Annotated in this window: 14 protein-coding genes and 2 pseudogenes; 14 read left to right on the top strand and 2 right to left on the bottom strand. The window is 69.5% G+C overall.

Features of this window, described 5'->3' with window-relative positions; translation table 11 throughout:
- Window positions 1–15 precede the first annotated feature (15 nt).
- Window positions 16–747 carry a putative protein N(5)-glutamine methyltransferase gene (locus PV646_RS38690; protein ID WP_500347407.1) on the bottom strand — a complete coding sequence of 244 codons (732 nt, stop codon included), beginning with the start codon at window positions 745–747 and terminating at the stop codon, window positions 16–18.
- A 72-nt stretch (window positions 748–819) separates the two neighbouring features.
- Between PV646_RS38690 and PV646_RS38685 the strand changes: the two genes are divergently transcribed.
- From PV646_RS38685 to PV646_RS38650, 8 genes and pseudogenes are all read left to right on the top strand, one after another.
- Window positions 820–1,401, top strand: a complete 582-nt coding sequence (locus tag PV646_RS38685; protein ID WP_500347406.1) for a TetR/AcrR family transcriptional regulator — start codon at window positions 820–822, stop codon at window positions 1,399–1,401.
- The gene (locus PV646_RS38680; protein WP_500347404.1) at window positions 1,398–2,129 is read left to right on the top strand and encodes a TIGR03084 family metal-binding protein; all 732 of its coding nucleotides are present in this window, start codon (window positions 1,398–1,400) and stop codon (window positions 2,127–2,129) included. The genes PV646_RS38685 and PV646_RS38680 overlap by 4 nt, the downstream gene beginning before the upstream one ends.
- Before the next feature lie 47 nt (window positions 2,130–2,176).
- A pseudogene (locus tag PV646_RS38675) lies at window positions 2,177–3,648 on the top strand (acyclic terpene utilization AtuA family protein).
- Window positions 3,645–4,757, top strand: coding sequence for an acyl-CoA dehydrogenase family protein (locus tag PV646_RS38670; RefSeq protein WP_500347403.1), 1,113 nt, complete (start codon window positions 3,645–3,647; stop codon window positions 4,755–4,757). Before PV646_RS38675 ends, PV646_RS38670 begins: the two are co-directional and overlap by 4 nt.
- A complete protein-coding gene (locus tag PV646_RS38665) occupies window positions 4,757–6,307 on the top strand; it encodes an acyl-CoA carboxylase subunit beta (protein ID WP_500347401.1) in 1,551 nt (516 codons plus the stop codon). The genes PV646_RS38670 and PV646_RS38665 overlap by 1 nt, the downstream gene beginning before the upstream one ends.
- Window positions 6,308–6,312: 5 nt before the next feature.
- Window positions 6,313–8,160: an acetyl/propionyl/methylcrotonyl-CoA carboxylase subunit alpha gene (locus PV646_RS38660; protein ID WP_500347399.1), complete on the top strand. Its 1,848-nt coding sequence runs from the start codon at window positions 6,313–6,315 to the stop codon at window positions 8,158–8,160.
- Entirely contained in the window at window positions 8,154–9,296 is a 1,143-nt protein-coding gene (locus PV646_RS38655) for an acyl-CoA dehydrogenase family protein (RefSeq protein WP_500347721.1), read from the top strand. Before PV646_RS38660 ends, PV646_RS38655 begins: the two co-directional genes overlap by 7 nt.
- Before the next feature lie 13 nt (window positions 9,297–9,309).
- Window positions 9,310–10,113: an alpha/beta fold hydrolase gene (locus PV646_RS38650; protein WP_500347397.1), complete on the top strand. Its 804-nt coding sequence runs from the start codon at window positions 9,310–9,312 to the stop codon at window positions 10,111–10,113.
- On the opposite strand, the gene PV646_RS38645 is transcribed toward PV646_RS38650, so the two are convergent.
- Complete coding sequence (locus PV646_RS38645) at window positions 10,053–10,952, bottom strand: helix-turn-helix domain-containing protein (protein WP_500347395.1); 900 nt, start codon at window positions 10,950–10,952, stop codon at window positions 10,053–10,055. The two genes, PV646_RS38650 and PV646_RS38645, sit on opposite strands and share 61 nt — an antisense overlap.
- A 182-nt stretch (window positions 10,953–11,134) precedes the next feature.
- Here PV646_RS38645 and PV646_RS38640 point away from each other — a divergent pair, with 182 nt between their 5' ends.
- From PV646_RS38640 to aspS, 6 genes and pseudogenes are all read left to right on the top strand, one after another.
- On the top strand, window positions 11,135–12,295 hold the full coding sequence (locus PV646_RS38640; protein ID WP_500347394.1) for a S8 family peptidase: 1,161 nt from the start codon (window positions 11,135–11,137) through the stop codon (window positions 12,293–12,295).
- A 96-nt stretch (window positions 12,296–12,391) separates the two neighbouring features.
- Window positions 12,392–13,465, top strand: a complete 1,074-nt coding sequence (locus PV646_RS38635) for a S8 family peptidase (RefSeq protein ID WP_500347392.1) — start codon at window positions 12,392–12,394, stop codon at window positions 13,463–13,465.
- 118 nt (window positions 13,466–13,583) lie between these two features.
- A pseudogene (locus PV646_RS38630) lies at window positions 13,584–14,738 on the top strand (S8 family peptidase); the annotation flags it as partial.
- A gap of 78 nt (window positions 14,739–14,816) precedes the next feature.
- Window positions 14,817–15,845 carry a hypothetical protein gene (locus PV646_RS38625; protein WP_500347390.1) on the top strand — a complete coding sequence of 343 codons (1,029 nt, stop codon included), beginning with the start codon at window positions 14,817–14,819 and terminating at the stop codon, window positions 15,843–15,845.
- Window positions 15,842–16,198, top strand: a complete 357-nt coding sequence (locus tag PV646_RS38620) for a hypothetical protein (protein ID WP_500347389.1) — start codon at window positions 15,842–15,844, stop codon at window positions 16,196–16,198. The genes PV646_RS38625 and PV646_RS38620 overlap by 4 nt, the downstream gene beginning before the upstream one ends.
- 66 nt (window positions 16,199–16,264) lie before the next feature.
- Window positions 16,265–18,064: an aspartate--tRNA ligase gene (gene aspS / locus PV646_RS38615; protein WP_500347387.1), complete on the top strand. Its 1,800-nt coding sequence runs from the start codon at window positions 16,265–16,267 to the stop codon at window positions 18,062–18,064.
- Window positions 18,065–18,413: the final 349 nt, after the last annotated feature.

Here is an 18,413-nt window from a genome sequence, read left to right as displayed (position 1 = left end):
ACCGTACATTGTACGCTAGCTTTTGCCGACCACTGCCGTCGTGTCTTCGCTGGTCACGAGCTTGGCGTCGAGTCCGGCGGCGGTGAACGCGGCGAGTGCGGCCGGTGCCTGGCGCTCGCTGGTCTCGGACAGCAGGTGGCCGCCGGGGCGTAGCCAGGTCGCTGCCTGGGCTGCCACGCGGCGCAGGACCTCCAGGCCGTCCGCGCCGCCGTCCAGTGCCACGCGCGCCTCGTGGTCGCGGGCTTCGACGGGCATGAATCGGATGTCGTCGGTCGGTACGTACGGGACGTTGGCGACCACGACGTCGATGGCGCCCTTCAGGTGTGCCGGGAGGGCGTCGAACAGGTCGCCTTCGTAGACGTTCGTGAGGTTCTGGCGCGCGCAGGCGACCGCTGCCGGGTCGATGTCGGCGGCGTGGACCGTGGCGTCCGGGAGTCTGTGCTGGAGCACCGCGCCCGCCGCACCCGAGCCGCAGCACAGGTCGACGATGGTGGAGGGCTTCAGGTCGGTGGCGAGGTCGACCAGCAGTTCGGTGCGGTGGCGGGGGACGAAGACGCCCTTCGTGACGACGATCCGCTGGTCGCAGAACATCGCCCAGCCGACGGCGTGCTCCAGCGGGAGGCCGTTGACGCGCTGGGTGACCAGGTCTTCGAGGTGCTCCGGGCTGGTGGCTGCTTCTTCTAGGAGGGCGGCCTCCTCCTCGGCGAACACGCAGCCGGCGGCCCTGAGTCTTTCCACGATGCTCATCGGGACGGACGCTACTCGGGACATTTACAAGCAGGCTTGACTGTTTGTTTGTTCGGCGGAAGACTCGGCGGCGTGGAGACGAGGCAGCGCCAGGCCGACCGCACGCGGGAGACGAAGCGGAAGCTGATGGAGGCGACCGTCGAGTGCCTGGTGGAACGCGGCTGGTCAGGCACCACGACGACCGAGGTGGCCGAGCGGGCCGGGGTGTCGCGCGGCGCGCAGCTGCACCACTTCCGCACGCGCGGGGAACTGGTCGCGGCGGCAGTGGAGCACGTGGGCGCGGAGAGCGTCGAGGTGCTCAAGCAGCGTGCGGAGGTCGCCGAGAAGAGCACGCACGCCGTGGTCGAGCTGATCGCGGACTTCCACGCCAGCGACCTGTTCACGGCCGCGCTGGAGCTGTGGGTGGCCGCGCGGACGGATCCCGAGCTTCGTGAGCAGGTGCTGGAGCTGCAGGCACGGCTGGGGCGCGAGGTGTACGGGCTCGCGCTGGAGCTGCTCGAGGTGGACGACACCAGGCCGGGTGTGAAGGACGCGGTGCAGGCAACCCTTGATCTTGTGCGCGGGCTGGCGCTCGCCAACCAGCTCGCCGATGACGCCAAGCGCCGGGCGCACGTGGTGCGTTACTGGGCGCGGATGCTGGAGGAGCAGCTGTGATCACGGAACTGCTGGCCGACCTCGACGCCGAGTCGCGGGACCTCGACGCGATCGTCGACGGAGCCGACTGGACTCTGCCCACGCCCGCGGAGGGCTGGACGGTCGGGCATCAGATCGGGCATCTCATGTGGACGGACAAGGCGGCGATCCTCGCCATCACCGACCCCGAGGCGTTCCAGGCGCAACCGCTGACGGCCGACGTGGTGGACCGGACCGCGGCCGAGGCGGCGGTGCTGCCGGATCTGCTGGAACTGTGGCGGGACGGGCGTTCCGCGTTGCGGGAGCACCTCGCGCAGGCCTCGGGCAAGATCGTCTGGTTCGGGCCGCCGATGAGCCCGGCGTCGATGGCCACCGCGCGGATCATGGAGACCTGGGCGCACGGGCAGGACGTCGCGGACGCGCTGGGCGTGGTGCGGGAGCCGACCGCCCGGTTGAAGCACGTGTGTCACATCGGTGTGCGGACGATGGGTTTCGCGTTCCTGCTCAACGGGTTGGCGGTGCCGACGGACGAGGTGCGGGTCGAGCTGACCGGGCCCGGCGGCGAGGTTTGGACTTGGGGCCCGGAGGACGCGGAGAACCGCGTTTCGGGGCCTGCGCTGGACTTCGCGTGGCTGGTGACGCAGCGCCGCAACCGCAAGGAGCTCGCGATCGAGGCGACCGGTCCGGTGGCGGAGGAGTGGGTGCCGATCGCGCAGGCGTTCGCGGGGCCTCCCGGAGGTGGCCGGTGATCCGGATCGGCAACGCGTCCGGGTTCTACGGCGATCGGCTGTCCGCCATGCGGGAGCAGCTCGAAGGCGGCGAGCTCGACGTCCTGACCGGGGACTACCTGGCCGAGTTGACGATGCTGATCCTCGGCCGCGACCGGATGAAGGACTCGTCGCTGGGATACGCGAAGACGTTTCTGCGGCAGATGGAGGACTGTCTGGCGCTGGCGCTCGACCAGGGCGTCAAGATCGTGGTCAACGCGGGCGGGCTGAACCCCGAGGGGCTGGCGCGCAAGCTCGATGCCAAGGTCGGGTACGTCACCGGTGATGACCTCAAGGCGCGGTTCCCGGAGGCGTTGACCGCCAACGCCTATCTCGGCGCGTGGGAGATCGCGGAGTGCCTGCGGCAGGGCGCTCAGGTCGTGGTGACCGGGCGGGTCACCGACGCGAGTCTCGTGGTCGGGCCCGCCGCGGCGCACTTCGGCTGGGCGCGTGACGACTGGGACCGGCTGGCCGGTGCCACCGTCGCCGGGCACGTGCTGGAGTGCGGCACGCAGGCGACGGGCGGGAACTACTCGTTCTTCACCGAGATCGACGTGACTCGGCCGGGGTTCCCGATCGCGGAGATCGAGGAGGACGGGTCGTCGCTGATCACCAAGCACGACGGCACGGGTGGCGCGGTCACGGTCGACACCGTGACGGCGCAGCTGTTGTACGAGATCGGGGCGCCGGAATACCTGGGGCCGGACGTCACCACGCACTTCGACACGATCAGGCTCGACGCGCACGAGCGCGGGGTCAGGATCAGCGGTGTGCAGGGGAGTCCGCCGCCGGACACGCTGAAGGTGTGCCTGAACACGTTGGGCGGCTTCAGGAACTCGACGACGTTCGTCCTCACCGGGCTCGACGTCGACGCCAAGGCCGAGCTGGTGCGCGGGCAGTTGGAAGGTGCCATCGGCACCGACGGGCTGACGTGGACGCTGGCGCGGACCGACCAGGCCGACGCGGCCACCGAGGAGCAGGCCAGCGCGTTGCTGCACGTGACCATCAAGACCGCGGACCCGAAGCGGGCCAAGGGGTTCAGCCGGGCCGCGATCGAACTGGCGCTGGCGAGTTATCCCGGGTTCCACGTCACCGCACCACCTGGCGACGGGACGCCGTTCGGCGTGTACAAGGCGGCGTACGTGCACCGTGACGAGGTCAGTGCCAAGGCGGTGTTGCTGTGAAGCGGCCTCTGGGAGTGATCGCCGGCGCGCGCAGCGGGGACAAGGGTGGCGACGCGAACCTCGGTGTGTGGGTGCGGTCGGACGAGGCTTTCGAGTGGCTGAACGGGTTTCTCACGGTGGAGAAGCTCAGGGAACTGCTGCCGGAGGCCGGCGAGGTCAGCCGGTACGAGCTGCCGAACCTGAGGGCGCTCAACTTCGTGCTGCACGGCCTGCTCGGTGACGGGGTGGCGAGCAGCACGCGGTTCGACCCGCAGGCCAAGGCACTGGGCGAGTGGTTGCGTGCCAGGGAAGTCGAGATCCCCGAGGAGCTCCTGTGATCACGAAGGACCTGTACGAGCGGAAGGAGCTGCGGCAGCTCGTCCGCGACTTCACCCGCAGGGAGATCGCGCCGCACCTGGACCAATGGGAGCGCGACGGCGAGGTTCCGCGTGAGCTGCACAAGAAGGCCGCGGAGCTCGACCTGCTCGGCATCGGGTTCGAGCACGGCGACCTGCTCGACTCGGTCGCGCTGACCGAGGAGATCATCCAGAACGGCGGCTCGTCGGGCGTGATGGCGGCGTTGTTCACGCTCGGCATCGCGATCCCGCACCTGTGGCAGAGCGGGAACGCCGATCTGATCGAGCGGTTCGCGAAGCCCGCGATCCGGGGCGAGAAGATCGGCAGCCTCGCGGTCACCGAACCCGGTGCCGGGTCCGACGTCGCGGCGATCAGGACCAAGGCGGTCCGGGACGGTGACCACTACGTCGTCACCGGTGAGAAGACGTTCATCACCTCCGGGTGCCGGGCGGACTTCGTCACCACCGCGGTGCGCACCGGTGGCGAGGGCTACCAGGGCATCTCGCTGCTGGTGATCGAGGACGGGTTCACCCGCCGCAAGCTCGACAAGATGGGCTGGCACTGCAGCGACACCGCCGAACTGCACTTCGACGGCGTGCGCGTGCCGGTGGCGAACCTGGTGGGCGAGGAGAACCAGGGGTTCGCGCTGATCATGCAGCAGTTCCAGGTCGAGCGCGTGACGATGGCGGTCGAGGCCTACGCCACGGCACAAAGGGCGTTGGACCTGACCGTCGAGTGGACCCGCAACCGGGAGACGTTCGGCAAACCGCTGATCAAGAACCAGGTGGTGCGGCACAAGCTGGCCGCGATGGCGCAGAAGATCGACCTGGCGCGGACCTACACGCGGGAGGTCGCCGCGCGGATCCAGCGCGGCGACGACTGCGTCACCGAGGTCTGCTTCGCGAAGAACGCGGCCGTGGACGCCTGCGCCGAGGTGGTCGACGAAGCGGTGCAGTTGCACGGAGGCATGGGCTACATGCGGGAGTCCGAAGTGGAGCGTCACTACCGGGACGCCCGCATCCTCGGCATCGGGGGCGGCGCGAGTGAAGTGATGACCGAGCTCGCGGCACGACGATTGGGGTTCGCCTGATGGGCAACAGGGAGGCGCTGCTCGCGAAGATCGCGGGTCTGGACGCCGAACACGCGAAAGCGCTGGCCGGGGGTGGGCCGAAGTACGTCGAGCGGCACCACAAGCGCGGCAAGCTCCTCGCCCGGGAACGGGTCGAGTTGCTCATCGACGAGGACAGCCCGTTCCTGGAGCTGTCGCCTCTGGCGGCCTGGGGCACCGACTTCCCGGTCGGCGCCTCGGTCGTCACGGGCATCGGGCGGATCGAGGGCGTCGAGTGCGTGATCGTCGCGAACGACCCGACGGTGCGCGGTGGCTCGTCGAACCCGTACACGCTGCGCAAGTCGCTGCGGGCGAACGACATCGCGCTGCAGAACCGGTTGCCGCTGGTCAGCCTGGTCGAGTCGGGGGGCGCTGATCTGCCGACGCAGAGCGAGATCTTCATCCCGGGCGGCCGGGCGTTCCGCGACCTGACCCGGTTGTCGGCCGCGGGGATCCCCACGATCACGGCGGTGTTCGGCAACGCGACGGCCGGTGGCGCGTACGTGCCGGGCATGTCCGACTACGTGATCATGATCAAGGATCGTTCCAAGGTGTTCCTGGGCGGTCCGCCGCTGGTCAAGATGGCGACCGGTGAGGACTCGGACGACGAGTCGCTGGGTGGCGCGACCATGCACGGCGCCACGTCCGGGCTCGCGGACTTCGTCGCGGAGGACGAGACCGACGCGATCAGGCTCGCTCGCCGGGTCGTGGCGCGGCTGAACTGGCGCAAGCTCGGGCCTGAGCCGGCCGCGATCGAGGAGCCGGAGTTCGACGCCGAGAGCATCCTCGACGTCGTCTCCGAGGACCAGCGCGTGCCGTTCGACCCGCGGGACGTCATCGCGCGGCTCGTCGACGGATCGCACTTCGACGAGTTCAAACCGTTGTACGGCAACAGCCTCGTCACCGGGTGGGCGCGCATCCACGGCTACCCGGTCGGCATCCTCGCCAACGCGCGCGGCGTGTTGTTCAGCGAGGAGTCGCAGAAGGCCACGCAGTTCATCCAGCTCGCGAACCAGAGCGACACACCGCTCGTGTTCCTGCAGAACACCACCGGGTACATGGTCGGCGCGCAGTACGAGCAGGGCGGCATCGTCAAGCACGGCTCGATGATGATCAACGCCGTGTCGAACAGCCGCGTGCCGCACCTGACGATCACGATGGGCGCGTCGTACGGTGCCGGCAACTACGGCATGTGCGGCCGCGCGTACGACCCCCGTTTCCTCTTCACCTGGCCCAACGCCAAGTCGGCCGTGATGGGCCCGGCGCAGCTCGCCGGGGTGCTGTCGATCGTCGGGCGGCAGGCCGCGATGGCGAAGGGGCAGGAGTACAACGAGGAGCACGACGCCGCCATGCGCAAGATGGTGGAGGCGCAGATCGAGGAGCAGTCGCTGGCGCCGTTCCTGTCCGGGAAGCTCTACGACGACGGCGTGATCGACCCGCGCGACACCAGGACCGTGCTCGCCCTCTGCCTCTCCGCTGTCCACAGCGGACCGATCAAGGGCGCCGACGGCTTCGGCGTCTTCCGGATGTGAGCCCCGTGATCAAGTCACTCCTGATCGCCAACCGCGGCGAGATCGCCCGCCGGATCATCCGCACCTGTCAGGCCGAGGGCATCCGGACCGTGGCGGTGTTCTCCGATCCCGACGCCGACGCACCGCACGTGCGCGAGGCCGACTTCGCGGTCCGGCTGCCTGGTGCCTCGCCGTCCGAGACCTATCTGCGGGCCGACCTGCTGGTCGAGGCGGCGGTGCGCGCGGGTGCGGACGCCGTTCACCCCGGTTATGGGTTTCTCAGCGAGAACGCGGAGTTCGCGCGTCGGGTCCAGGCCGCCGGACTGACCTGGGTCGGGCCGGAACCGGAGTCGATCGAGGCGATGGGCTCCAAGGTCGCCGCGAAGAAGCGGATGGCGGCGGCGGGCGTGCCGACGTTGCCGGAGCTGGACCCCGAGACCGTCACGGACTTCCCGGTGCTGATCAAGGCATCGGCCGGTGGTGGTGGCCGGGGCATGCGGATCGTGCGCGAGAAGGCCGGGTTCGCCGACGCGCTGGCGAGTGCGCGGCGCGAGGCCGAGTCGGCGTTCGGTGATCCCACGGTGTTCTGCGAACCGTTGCTGGAGCAGGCGCGGCACGTCGAGGTGCAGATCCTCGCCGACGCACACGGCACGGTGTGGGCTCTCGGCGAACGCGAGTGCTCGATCCAGCGGCGGCACCAGAAGATCGTCGAGGAGTCGCCCAGCCCGGCGGTCACCGACGACGTCCGCCAGCGCCTGTTCGCGGCGGCCACCGCGGCGGCCGAGTCGATCGGGTACGTCGGCGCGGGCACCGTCGAGTTCATGCTGAAGGGCGAGGACTTCCACTTCCTGGAGGTCAACACCCGCCTGCAGGTCGAGCACCCGGTCACCGAGCTCGTGTACGGCGTCGACCTGGTCGAGTGGCAGCTGCGGATCGCCGAGGGTGCGCGGTTGCCGGTGGAAGTGCCGGAACCGCGCGGGCACGCCATCGAGGTCCGGTTGTACGCCGAGGATCCCGCGAACGACTGGCGACCGGCGAGCGGCACGCTGCACCGGTTCCACGTGCCCGGCGACGTCCGGCTGGACAGCGGTGTCGAGGACGGGTCCGTCGTCTCCGTGCACTACGACCCGATGCTGGCCAAGGTGATCGCGTACGCGCCGACGCGCCGGGGCGCGGCTCGCAAGCTCGCGACGGCGTTGGAGAGCGCTCAGATCCACGGTCTGGTCACGAACCGCCAGCTGCTCGTGGACATCCTTGGCAACGAGGCGTTCCTCGACGGGGACACGCACACCGGGTTCCTGGAGGAGCACGACCTCACCAGGACCGTTGACCCGCAACCGTTTGCGCGTGCCGCGGCGCTGGCGCTGGCGGCGTCGCGGAGGATCGGGCGTCTGCCGCTCGGGTGGCGCAACGTGCGGTCGCAGCAGCCGAAGGCGAAGTTCCTGTTCGGCGAGGAACTGGTCGAGGTCGAGTACGACCCATCGCAGGCGACTGCCGATGTGGTCGCGCTCGACCTCGACGGCGTGCGGACGCCGTTCCAGGTGGCCCGGTACAGGGATCTGGTCGAGGTCGACTCGCCGCGCGGGTCGGTGACGCTGAAGGTCGTGCCGCGCTTCCCCGAACCGGAGACGAAGCTCGCGCCGGGGGCGACCATCGCACCGATGCCCGGGACCGTTGTGAGGGTGTCGGTGCGGCAGGGCGACGTGGTCGAGGCCGGTGCCGAGCTCCTGGTGCTGGAGGCCATGAAGATGGAACACCGCGTGCTAGCCACCAACGCGGGCACCGTCACCGAACTCCTCGTCGAGCAGGCCCAGCAGGTCAACGCCGGCGATGTCCTGGCAGTGGTAGCCGAAATGAATGGAGATCGATCGTGAGCTTCGTCGAGTCCGAAGAGCGGATCGCGCTGCGCAAGGCGGTCTCCGAGTTCGGCGCCAAGTACGGGCACGAGTACTTCATCGCCAAGGCCAGGGCGGGGGAGAAGACGACCGAGCTGTGGGAAGAGGCCGGCAAGCTCGGGTACCTCGGCGTGGCCGTGCCCGAGGAGTACGGCGGCGGTGGCGGCGGCATCGGTGACCTCGCGGCGGTGTGCGAGGAGCTGGCGGCGGCGGGATGTCCGTTGCTGCTCATGGTGGTCTCGCCCGCGATCTGCGCGACGGTGATCGCGCGTTTCGGCACCGAGGAGCAGAAGTCGAAGTGGCTGCCCGGTTTCGCGGACGGCACGCTGAAGATGGCGTTCGCGATCACCGAACCGGACGCGGGCTCCAACTCGCACAAGCTCCGGACGACCGTGCGCCGCGACGGTGACGACTGGGTGCTGAGGGGCGGCAAGACCTACATCTCCGGTGTCGACGAGGTCGACGCCGTGCTCGTCGTCGCGATCCTGGAGACCGGTCCCGTGCTCGTCGTGGTCCCGACGAACGCCGAGGGCTTCACCTGGCAGGAGATCGACATGGACCTCTTCATGCCGGAGAAGCAGTTCACGCTGTTCTTCGACGACGTCCGGCTGCCGTCCGACGCCGTCGTCGGCTCGCCGGACCAGGGACTGCTGCAGGTCTTCGCCGGGCTCAACCCCGAGCGGATCATGGGTGCGAGCATGGGGACCGGGTCGGCGCGGCTCGCGATCGGCAAGGCCGTGAAGTACGCGAAGGAGCGCACGGTCTGGGACACCCCGATCGGCGCCCACCAGGGGCTCGCGCACCCGCTGGCGAAGGTCCACGTCGAGGTCGAGCTCGCCCGGCTGATGACGCAGAAGGCCGCGGCGCTCTACGACTCCGGCCGCGACAAGCAGGCGGGAGAGGCCGCGAACATGGCCAAGTACGCGGCGGGCGAGGCCATCGCCGCGGCCGTCGACCAGGCGATCCAGATCCACGGCGGCAACGGCCTGAGCCGCGAGTACGGCCTCGCGTCGATGCTCGCGTCGTCGCGCCTGTCCCGCATCGCGCCGGTGTCCCGCGAGATGGTGCTCAACTTCGTCGCGCAAAACTCGCTGAAGTTGCCGCGCAGCTACTGACACACTGCGGTGCATGGGGACTTTCACGAACGCGGACGGGCTCGGCCTCGCCTACCACGGTGAGGCCGAGAACCCCTTGATCTGCCTGGCCGGTGGGCCGATGCAGGACTCGTCGTACCTGGCCGGTCTGCCGTTGCCCGACGTGATCCGGCTGGACCTGCGCGGCACGGGCGACTCGGACGAGGCGACCGCGTACGGCGTCGATGAGCAGGTGGGCGACGTCGACGCGTTGCGCCGGCACCTCGGGCTCGACCGGATCCGGCTGCTCGGGCACTCCGCGGGAGGCACGCTCGCGGTCCTCTACGCCACGCGCTACCCGGAGCGCGTCGAGGAACTCGTGCTCGTCGCGCCCAGCCCGTTCGTGGTGGGCATCGACGTCGGCGACGACGACCGCCGCGAGATCGCCCTGCGGCGCAGTGGGGAACCCTGGTACGCCGAGGCGATCGAGGGGTTCGAGGAGTTGTGGGCGGGCCGGGTGACGCCCGAGGCGTTCGCGAAGATCACGCCGTTCTTCCACGGCCGCTGGGACGACGCCGCGCGTGCGGTGGACGCCCACCCGCGCCACCCCAAGGCCGCCGTGGAGTACTACAAGGAGGCCAGGTTCGACCCCGCGAAGGTGCGCGAGAAGGTCCAGAAGCTCGACGTGCCAACGCTTCTGGTCACCGGCGAGGTCGACGTGTCACTGCCGCCGAAGCGCGCGCGGGAGTACGCGGAGCTGTTCGCACGAGCGACGCTGGTCGTGCAGCCCGGTGCCGGTCACTTCCCCTGGGTGGATGACCCCGGGGCGTTCGCGGCGACCGTCCAGCGCATGCCGTAGAGGCCGGGGCCGAAGTCGAGCGCGGCGGCGTGCGCGTAACCGCCCTCGTCCACGGGGGCCGCGCGGGCTCCGCCGGGCATTTCCGCGCCGGCCGGGCCGGACGAGAACTGCTCGCACGACTCCGGTGAGTCCTGGAATTTGATCTCCAGCACGTAGTCGTGCACGCGGTCGCCGAAGCGCCGGAAATGCGTGTGCTCGACAGTCGGATGTGGATAGATCAATTCGTACTCGATCGCGATCGACTCGCCGGAGGAGATCGGTTCGTCGAACAACATCTCCGCGACCAGCACGCCGTTCGTGCGTTCCCGCGCGATCCGGCCGACCCGGCAGGAACGGACCGCGGTGAGCGCGGGCTGAGCGGAACCCGTTTCCTGGCAGAGGATCCAGCGGTCCACATTGGCGGTGTTCGCCCGCATGACCTGGCGTGACCGGACGCCGCGCACACCGCCGCAGGGCGCGACGTCGACCCGGTCGTGCTGGGCGGTCGTCACCAGTCCGGACCCGTCCCACGGTGTCCGCGCCGACTGCTCCCGCCTGCGGGAACGACCGCGCGGCCGGGGTGGGCCGAGCAGGCGGCTCAACGCGGCCGCGGGAAGTCCGAGCACGTCCTCCAGGTGGGCCAGGGCCATCATCGACTCCGGCCGCTCGGGTCTGCGGCGACCCGACTGCCAGTAGCTCAGCGCCGTCACGCTGATCGGCGCTCCCCGCACCTTCAGACGGTGCTGCAGCCGTTCGAGACTGAGTCCCCGCACCTGGATCGCGACGCGCAACGCGTCCGCGAACGGGCCCGTCACGAGAAGGTCGGCGAGCTCCTCGCGCGGTGGGTAAATCGTGAGCATCCACTCCTCCGTTTCACGGAGTCAAGCTCGGAAGGCTATCGGCAGCAAAGGGAACGCGGTACAGCCGATCGGCGGTTTTGTCCGGGTTCGAAACTCGGCAGGTTCAGATCTCGGGACTATTACGCCGCCAATACCCCCGTTTGAGGTTCCTGCTGCATCCCTGCGACGAACAGGACTGCACAATGCGCAAGACCGCAACTCTGCTGGGCTCGGCGGCCATGATCGCCGTCTTCGCGGCACCGGCCACCGCCGCGGCGGGCGAGATCCGCGTCTCGCCCGGTGAGAACATCGCCGGAAGCTTCATCGTGAAGCTGAAGGAGGGCGGGGTCACCGCGAGCGCGCAGACTCTCGGTTCCCGGTTCGGCGGCCAGGTCGGCCACGTCTACGACACGGTCTTCCAGGGCTTCTCGGTGAAGATGAGCGACGCGCAGGCGCGCAGACTCGCCGCTGACCCCTCGGTCGAGTACGTGGAACGCGACCAGGTCGTCAGCATCCAGGCCACGCAGGTCAACCCGCCGTCGTGGGGGCTCGACCGGATCGACCAGCGCAACCTGCCGCTCGACCAGCGCTACACCTACAACAGCACCGGTTCCGGTGTGAACGCCTACATCATCGACACCGGTGTCCGCATCACGCACCGCGACTTCGGCGGCCGGGCGAAGAACGGCTACGACTTCGTGGACAACGACGCCGTCGCGCAGGACGGCAACGGGCACGGCACGCACGTCGCCGGCACCGTCGCGGGCACGCTGCACGGTGTCGCCAAGCAGGCCAACATCATCGGCGTCCGCGTGCTCAACAACTCCGGTTCCGGCACCATCGCCGGTGTCGTCGCCGGCGTGAACTGGGTGGCGTCGAACCACGTCAAGCCCGCTGTCGCCAACATGTCGCTCGGCGGCGGCGCCAACACCTCGCTCGACAACGCCGTGTCCGGCGCGATCACGCGTGGCGTGACGTTCGCCGTCGCGGCGGGCAACTCCAACACGAACGCGGCGAACACCTCGCCCGCCCGTGTGGCGGCGGCGCTGACCGTGGGGTCCACCGACCGCACCGACGCCCGCTCCTCCTTCTCCAACTACGGTCCCGTGGTGGACGTCTTCGCACCCGGTGGTGGCATCACGTCGACGTGGAACACCAGTGACACGGCCACGAACACCATCTCCGGCACCTCGATGGCGGCCCCGCACGTCGCCGGCGTGGTGGCCCGGTACCTGCAGGGCAACCGGAACGTGACGCCCGCCCAGGTGGCGACCGCGATCACGTCCAACGCCACCAACGGCAAGGTGACGAACCCCGGCGCCAACACGACGACGAGGCTCCTGTACTGGCCGCCGACCAGCTGAGCGCGGCCCCTGATGTGACGTGCGGCCCCGGTTCCTCTCGCGAGCCGGGGCCGTTCGCCCTGCCCGGAATCCCTGTGATCGAAAGGAAGTCTGCCCGTGAGAGCCCTGCTGGCAGTCGCCGCCGTCGTGGCAGCGGTCGTGGTCGCCCCCGCGTCCGCCGCCACGTCGTCGTACATCGTCGTGCTCCGGGACGGAGCCGTGTCGTCGTTCAGCGGTGCCGTCGAGCACCGCTACACCAGTGTCCTCAACGGTTTCAGTGCCCGGCTGACATCGTCCCAGGTGCGTGCGCTGAAGGCCGACCCCACCGTGTCCTCTGTGGAGCGTGACGGGATCGTGCACGCCAACTCCGTCCAGCTCAACCCGCCGTGGGGTCTCGACCGCATCGACCAGCGCGCGTTGCCGCTGGACCAGCGCTACGAGTACACGACCACCGGCCGTGGCGTGAACATCTACGTGATCGACACCGGCCTGCGCGTGACGCACGCGGAGTTCGGCGGGCGTGCGCGCAACGGCTGGGACACCGTCGACAACGACGCGATCGCGCAGGACGACAACGGCCACGGCACGCACGTCGCCGGCATCGCGGCGGGCAAGACGTACGGCGTCGCGAAACAGGCGACGGTGTGGGGTGTGCGCGTGCTCAACGGGTCGGGTTCCGGCACCATCTCCGGTGTCATCGCCGGAGTGGACTGGGTGACGCGCAACGCCGTGAAGCCCGCGGTGGCGAACATGTCGTTGGGAGGCAGTGCTTCCGCGGCACTGGACACGGCTGTGAAGAAGTCGATCGACTCCGGTGTTTCGTACACGGTCGCAGCGGGTGGCAGCAACACCGACCCGGGAAACTCGTCGCCACAACGGGTTTCCGCCGCGATCTGCGTGGGTGCGTTGACGCAGAACGACACCAAGTCCTCGTCGTCGAACTACGGTCCCCTGGTGGACATCTGGGCGGCGGGCGTGAGCATTCCCTCTGCCTGGAACACTTCCGACACGGCGACCAACACGCTGAGCGGGTCGTCCATGGCCGCACCGCACGCGGCCGGTGTCGCGGCACGGTTCCTGGAACGGAACCGCGCAGCCACGCCCGCCCAGGTCGAGCGCGCGCTGGTTACCACGGGCACTCCGGGGACACCACCCGTCACTCGTATCCTCTACTGGCCGCCTTCCCTGTGAAAGGTGAATTGTCCGGCAATGCAAGCCCGTCCTAAAACGTAAGACACCCTTGGCAGGAACCGGATCTCTCCATAACGTCGAAAGCGCTTCGTTCCCCTGCAATGAACGGAATGCAATCATGACGCGAAAGATCCGGTTCCTGGCCGGTGCCGGCGTGGCCTCTCTCGCCGTGTCGGTTCTGATGGTTCCCAGCGCCTCCGCCGCCGAGGGCGAGGTGTTGTCGCTCAACGCTCCCGAGAAGATCTCCGGCAGCTTCATCGTGAAGCTCAAGGAGGGCAAGGCGAACGGGCACGCCCTCGCTTCCCGTTTCGGCGGCACCGTCGAGCGCGAGTACAAGACCTTCGGCGGCTTCAACGTGAAGCTGACCGAGAAGCAGGCCAAGCGCCTGGCCGCCGACCCGTCGGTGGAGTTCGTGGAGGCCGACCAGGTCGTCCACACGCAGGCGACGCAGACGAACCCGCCGTCGTGGGGTCTCGACCGCATCGACCAGCGCAACCTGCCGCTCAACCAGTCCTACAGCTACACCTCGACCGGCTCCGGCGTGACGGCGTACGTCATCGACACCGGTGTCCGCATCAGCCACTCGACGTTCGGGGGCCGCGCCTCGAACGGCCGTGACTTCGTGGACAACGACAACGTCGCGCAGGACGGCAACGGCCACGGCACGCACGTCGCCGGCACCATCGCGGGCTCGCAGTACGGCGTCGCGAAGGCCGCTCGCATCGTCGCCGTCCGCGTGCTCGACAACAACGGCTCCGGCACCCTCGCGGGTGTCGCCGCCGGCATCGACTGGGTGGGCGCGAACGCCGCCAAGCCCGCCGTCGCGAACCTCTCGCTCGGCGGTGGCGCCAACGCCACCCTCGACACCGCCGTCCGCAACGCCGTCGCCAAGGGCGTGACCTTCGCGGTCGCGGCCGGCAACTCCAACGCCAACGCGTCCGGCTTCTCACCGGCCCGCGTGACCGAGGCGATCACGGTCGGCTCCACCGACCGCACCGACGCCCGCTCGTCGTTCTCGAACTTCGGCGCGGTGCTCGACATCTTCGCCCCGGGCCGCGACATCACCTCGTCCTGGAGCACCTCCGACACCGCCACCAGCACCATCTCGGGCACGTCGATGGCCACCCCGCACGTCGCGGGTGCCGCCGCTCGCTACCTCTCGACGAACCGCGCGGCGACGCCGGCCCAGGTCGCCTCGTACCTGATCGGGCAGTCGACGCCGTCGAAGGTGACGAACCCGGGCACCGGTTCGCCGAACCGCCTGCTCTACCTCGCGCCGACCGCGTGAGCTAGCTCGCTGTGAACAAGGCCGCGACCTACCCGGTCGCGGCCTTTTCCTATTGTTGGGTCCATGGTGGAGGCTCTGAGGAAGATCGACTGGTACCGGTTGCGCGGTCACAACGGGTACGCCGACGAGCTTCCCCGGTTGCTGAAGCAGGCCCGGACCTCCGTCGAGCCGCACGAGGAGCTGGTGGGCGTCCTCATCGGCGAGGAGTCGGAGGTCAGCGAGGCGACCGCGGCGGCCTGGCCGTTCCTGCTGGACCTGGTCGCCCACGACAACACCCCCAGCCGCGAGTGGCTCCTCGAGAACCTCTGCGGCGCGATCGCGGTCGCCGGGGGCAGCGGTTCGGACGGCGTCCACCCGAGCTGGCCACCCGCGTTCGAGGCCTCGAAACCCGCCCTGCTCGCCCTGCTCGACCACAGCTCCGCGGGGGTGCGGCGGGGCGTGCTGTTCGTGCTGGGCAAGGGACTCGGGGACAGCGCGCTCGTGCTGCCCGCTCTGTCCGCGCGGTGGGAGGCCGAGACCGATCCGGCCACGCGGTTGTGCGTCGTGCTCGTCGCGACGGAGTTCGCCGGGCGAGGTGACGAGGCCGCGGTCTCGTGGTTGCGGGAGCTGGAGGTGGCGGACGAACCCCTGGTGCGGCTGCTCGTGTCCGCAGCGACCAGGCCGGACGCCGACGTGATCCTGCGCGGGCTGACCGGTGACCTGGAGCTGTTCCTCGCCACCGGGTCGTTCGAGATGGGCTACGACGAGGTGCTGGAGCACGTGCTCTGGCTGGTGGGCCCCAAGGACTTCGAGGGCATGGACCTCGTGCTGGCGCTGGTGGACGTGCTGCCGTGGCGGACCGAGGCGCTCGACTACCTGCGCAGGTTGTTCGAGCGCGACACGACGGACGTGGGCCTGGTCGTGCCGTTCGTGCCGGTGTGGGTGGCCGATCCGGACGTCCGGCTGCGGGCGTTCGCGGTGTGGCTGGTCGGTGTCGCGCGGGCCCGGGAGTACACGGACCTCGTCGCCGAGCGGGTGCACGACCACGCCGTGACGTCGTTGGGGCAGAAGGTCTCGACGCTGGCCACGTCGGTGCTGCTGGAGCTGCGATGAGCCTCGAAGGACTGGACGACGTCGCGTGGCACAGCATCGACCACGCGTACGGTCCCGCGCTGGACACTCCAGGGCACCTCAGGGCGTTGCTGTCCAACGATCCCGAGGTCGTCGCACGGGCCGTCACGGACCTGGACCGGACCGTGCACGAGGAAGGCGGGTTCGTGTGCCCGGCCGCCACGGCGGTGCTGCCGTTCCTGGTCGAGGTCCTGCCGGTGCTCCGAGATGATCACAGAGCCGCGCTGCTGGACATGATCGAGCGGATCGCGGACGACGGCGAGAACGCCGAACAGGTGGACCCCGGCTGGCACGACGCGTGGGCGAAAGCGAGGCCCGCGATCCGACCTGCGTGAAAATCGGTCGGTGGCTCCGGCTAGCCTTGACGGCAAAGCTGACTTCGTCTACAAGGAGCCACCACCGTGTTGCGCACGCACGAGGCCGGATCACTCCGGGCCGAGCACGCCGGGCAGTCCGTCACCCTCACCGGGTGGGTCGCTCGCCGGCGGGATCACGGCGGTGTCATCTTCATCGACCTCCGCGACGCCTCCGGTGTCGCCCAGGTGGTGTTCCGCGAGGGCGAGATGGCGGAGCGCGCGCACCGGCTGCGCAGCGAGTACGTCATCAAGGTCACCGGCGACGTGAGCGCGCGTCCCGCGGGCAGCGAGAACCCGGACCTGGCCACCGGTGCCATCGAGGTCTACGTCAGCGAGCTCGAGGTCCTCAACGAGGCCGCGCCGCTGCCGTTCCAGGTCGAGAGCGACGTGGAGCCAGGCGAGGAGGCCCGCCTCAAGCACCGCTACCTCGACCTGCGCCGCAGCGGCCCCGCCCAGGCGATCCGGCTGCGCAGCGAGGTCAGCCGCATCGCCCGCGAGGTGCTGCAGGGCGAGAAGTTCGTCGAGATCGAGACGCCCACGCTGACCCGGTCCACCCCCGAGGGCGCGCGTGACTTCCTGGTGCCGGCGCGGCTGCGTCCGGGCTCCTGGTACGCGCTGCCGCAGTCGCCGCAGCTGTTCAAGCAGCTGCTCATGGTCGGCGGCATGGAGCGGTACTACCAGATCGCGCGCTGCTACCGCGACGAGGACTTCCGCGCGGACCGCCAGCCGGAGTTCACCCAGCTCGACGTCGAGATGAGCTTCGTCGAGCAGGACGACGTCATCGCCCTGACCGAGAAGCTGCTGGCCGCGATCTGGAAGGAGACCAAGGGAATCGACATCCCGGTCCCCTTCCGCCGGATCTCCTACGCCGACGCGATGGCCAAGTACGGCTCGGACAAGCCCGACCTGCGCTTCGAGCTCGAGCTCACCGACCTCACCGAGTACTTCAAGGACACGACGTTCCGCGTGTTCCAGGCGCCGTACGTCGGTGCCGTCGTCATGCCGGGTGGCGCCTCGCAGCCGCGCCGCACGCTCGACGCGTGGCAGGAGTTCGCCAAGCAGCGCGGTCACAAGGGCCTCGCCTACGTGCTGATCCAGGAGGACGGCACGCTGGGCGGCCCGGTGGCGAAGAACCTGACCGACACCGAGCGCGAGGGTCTCGCGAAGGCCGTCGGCGCCAACGCGGGCGACTGCATCTTCTTCGGCGCGGGCGACCCGCGTGACGCGCGTGCCCTGCTGGGCGCCGCCCGCGTCGAGATCGCGCACCGCGTCGGCCTGATCGACGAGAACGCCTGGGCGTTCGGCTGGGTCGTCGACTTCCCGATGTTCGAGTCGGTCGACAAGCTCGAGGCCGGCGACGTCGCGGTCGGCGGCAGCAACTGGACGGCGCTGCACCACGCGTTCACCTCGCCCACCCCGGAGTGGATCGACACCTTCGAGGAGAAGCCGGGCGAGGCGCTGGCCTACGCCTACGACGTGATCCTCAACGGCAACGAGCTCGGCGGTGGCTCCATCCGTATCCACCGCGCGGACGTGCAGCAGCGCGCGTTCAACGTGATGGGCATCGGTGCCGAGGAGGCGCAGGAGAAGTTCGGCTTCCTGCTCGACGCGTTCAAGTTCGGCGCCCCGCCGCACGGCGGCATCGCGCTGGGCTGGGACCGCCTCTGCATGCTGCTCGCGGGTGCCGACTCGATCCGCGAGGTCATCGCGTTCCCGAAGTCGGGCGGCGGCTACGACCCGCTGACGGCGGCTCCGGCCCCCATCACGGCGCTGCAGCGCAAGGAGGCCGGTGTGGACGCCAAGCCCCAGGAGAAGGGCTCCGAGAAGGCCGAGCAGAAGGCCTGACGATCTTTCTTCCGCGCGGAGGCAACCCACGGGCTGCCTCCGCGCGTCCCAGAACATGAGACCGGTTCGCCCGATCGAGCAGCTACTTGATCGGTATTGAGGTGCGCGTGCCGATCGATCGTCTTGATCGCCACGTAGTGGGCAACGGAAGGTGTTTCCACACGTCCACACCTCGGAGGGGTATCCGGGAACCGCACGAGCCGTTATCAACGAGTGGTGGTAGTCGCAGCCTGGCCCGATTAGCGTCGGTCCGGCTCACGGACTTGGGGAGTAGGGTCGGAGGGGATGAGCGTGGAGATCACCGCGGGCCCTCCCGACACGACTTCACCTGAGATCGCAGACGCTGTCG

This window comes from Streptomyces sp. ID05-26A (assembly GCF_033794685.1).
Lineage (GTDB): Bacteria > Actinomycetota > Actinomycetes > Mycobacteriales > Pseudonocardiaceae > Lentzea.
Note: the sequence above shows the minus strand (reverse complement) of the source record. Positions and strands in the feature narration are given on the sequence as shown.

Coding starts and splice junctions, on each gene's coding strand:
- PV646_RS38690 (WP_500347407.1), bottom strand. CDS start 747: ATGAGCATCGTGGAAAGACTCAGGGCCGCCGGCTGCGTGTTCGCCGAG.
- PV646_RS38665 (WP_500347401.1), top strand. CDS start 4,757: ATGGGCAACAGGGAGGCGCTGCTCGCGAAGATCGCGGGTCTGGACGCC.
- PV646_RS38650 (WP_500347397.1), top strand. CDS start 9,310: ATGGGGACTTTCACGAACGCGGACGGGCTCGGCCTCGCCTACCACGGT.
- PV646_RS38645 (WP_500347395.1), bottom strand. CDS start 10,952: ATGCTCACGATTTACCCACCGCGCGAGGAGCTCGCCGACCTTCTCGTG.
- PV646_RS38640 (WP_500347394.1), top strand. CDS start 11,135: ATGCGCAAGACCGCAACTCTGCTGGGCTCGGCGGCCATGATCGCCGTC.
- PV646_RS38625 (WP_500347390.1), top strand. CDS start 14,817: ATGGTGGAGGCTCTGAGGAAGATCGACTGGTACCGGTTGCGCGGTCAC.
- PV646_RS38620 (WP_500347389.1), top strand. CDS start 15,842: ATGAGCCTCGAAGGACTGGACGACGTCGCGTGGCACAGCATCGACCAC.